General features: G+C 54.2%; 1 rRNA gene. It reads left to right on the forward strand.

Going from position 1 to position 1572, the window contains the following annotated elements:
- Positions 1-2: 2 nt before the first annotated feature.
- Positions 3-1493, forward strand: a 16S ribosomal RNA gene (locus tag V7K50_RS15260).
- Positions 1494-1572 lie beyond the last annotated feature (79 nt).

Here is a 1572-nt window from a genome sequence, read left to right on the forward strand (position 1 = left end):
ACAAAACGGAGAGTTTGATCCTGGCTCAGGATGAACGCTGGCGGTATGCTTAACACATGCAAGTCGAACGGAATCTTTCGGGATTTAGTGGCGGACGGGTGAGTAACGCGTGAGAATCTGGCTTCAGGTCTGGGACAACCACTGGAAACGGTGGCTAATACCGGATGTGCCGAGAGGTGAAAGGTTAACTGCCTGAAGATGAGCTCGCGTCTGATTAGCTAGTTGGAAGTGTAACGGACTCCCAAGGCGACGATCAGTAGCTGGTCTGAGAGGACGATCAGCCACACTGGGACTGAGACACGGCCCAGACTCCTACGGGAGGCAGCAGTGGGGAATTTTCCGCAATGGGCGAAAGCCTGACGGAGCAATACCGCGTGAGGGAGGAAGGCTCTTGGGTCGTAAACCTCTTTTCTCAGGGAAGAACACAATGACGGTACCTGAGGAATAAGCATCGGCTAACTCCGTGCCAGCAGCCGCGGTAATACGGAGGATGCAAGCGTTATCCGGAATGATTGGGCGTAAAGCGTCCGCAGGTGGCAATGTAAGTCTGCTGTTAAAGAGTCTAGCTCAACTAGATAAGAGCAGTGGAAACTACATAGCTAGAGTACGTTCGGGGCAGAGGGAATTCCTGGTGTAGCGGTGAAATGCGTAGAGATCAGGAAGAACACCGGTGGCGAAGGCGCTCTGCTAGGCCGTAACTGACACTGAGGGACGAAAGCTAGGGGAGCGAATGGGATTAGATACCCCAGTAGTCCTAGCCGTAAACGATGGATACTAGGCGTGGCTTGTATCGACCCGAGCCGTGCCGTAGCTAACGCGTTAAGTATCCCGCCTGGGGAGTACGCCGGCAACGGTGAAACTCAAAGGAATTGACGGGGGCCCGCACAAGCGGTGGAGTATGTGGTTTAATTCGATGCAACGCGAAGAACCTTACCAAGGCTTGACATGTCGCGAATCCTGGTGAAAGCTGGGAGTGCCTTCGGGAGCGCGAACACAGGTGGTGCATGGCTGTCGTCAGCTCGTGTCGTGAGATGTTGGGTTAAGTCCCGCAACGAGCGCAACCCTCGTTTTTAGTTGCCAGCATTAAGTTGGGCACTCTAGAGAGACTGCCGGTGACAAACCGGAGGAAGGTGGGGATGACGTCAAGTCAGCATGCCCCTTACGCCTTGGGCTACACACGTACTACAATGCTCCGGACAGAGGGCAGCAAGCATGCGAATGCAAGCAAATCCCGGAAACCGGAGCTCAGTTCAGATCGCAGGCTGCAACTCGCCTGCGTGAAGGAGGAATCGCTAGTAATTGCAGGTCAGCATACTGCAGTGAATTCGTTCCCGGGCCTTGTACACACCGCCCGTCACACCATGGAAGCTGGTAGTGCCCGAAGTCATTACTCCAACCTTTCGGGGAGGAGGATGCCTAAGGCAGGACTGGTGACTGGGGTGAAGTCGTAACAAGGTAGCCGTACCGGAAGGTGTGGCTGGATCACCTCCTTTTTAGGGAGACCTACACCCCTCAGAAATCGAAAAACATACAGTTAAATAGATGCTGAGTTGGTCTAACCTAGGTCGGTCG

The organism is Nostoc sp. (assembly GCF_036917135.1).
In the GTDB taxonomy this organism is placed as follows: domain Bacteria; phylum Cyanobacteriota; class Cyanobacteriia; order Cyanobacteriales; family Nostocaceae; genus Nostoc.